Source organism: Streptomyces antimicrobicus, assembly GCF_020532625.1.
In the GTDB taxonomy this organism is placed as follows: Bacteria; Actinomycetota; Actinomycetes; order Streptomycetales; family Streptomycetaceae; genus Streptomyces; species Streptomyces antimicrobicus.
Genome location: NZ_JAJAUY010000275.1, coordinates 1 through 572, shown reverse-complemented (window position 1 = coordinate 572; position 572 = coordinate 1). Strand labels below are relative to the sequence as shown.

At 76.9% G+C, this 572-nt stretch carries 1 protein-coding gene; it reads left to right on the top strand.

Features of this window, described 5'->3' with window-relative positions:
* A partial coding sequence (locus tag LG632_RS30025; protein ID WP_226731085.1) for a condensation domain-containing protein occupies positions 1-572 on the top strand: 572 nt, incomplete at both ends.

The window sequence follows — 572 nt, the reverse complement described above, 5'->3', positions numbered from 1 at the left end:
CCGCACTGTGCCGCCTGTTCGCGGAGGTCCTCGGCATCCCGCAGGCCGGGGCCGACGACAGCTTCTTCGCCCTCGGCGGGCACTCCCTGCTCGGCACCCGGCTGATCAGCCGGATCCGCACCGAGTTCGGCGTCGAGCTCCCGGTCCGGTCCCTCTTCGAGCAGCCCACCCCGGCCGGCCTGGCCGGGCTGCTCGGGCAGGCCGCCGGGGCCCGTCCCGCCCTGGTCGCCATGGCCCGCCCCGAGCCGCTGCCCGTCTCCTACGCCCAGCAGCGCCTGTGGTTCCTCGGCCGCCTCGACGGCGACAGCGCCGCGTACAACCTGCCGCTGGCGCTGCGGCTGACCGGTGAGCTGGACGCGGACGCGCTGCGCGCCGCGCTCGGCGACGTGGTCGCCCGCCACGAGAGCCTGCGCACCGTCTTCCGCGAGGTGGCCGGCAACCCCGTCCAGATCGTGCTGGACGCGGCGCAGCACGCCCCCGACCTCCCGGTGACCGCCACCACCGAGGACGCCCTGCCCGCCGCCCTGGCGCAGGCCGCGGCGGCCGGTTTCGACCTGGAGCGGGAGATCCCG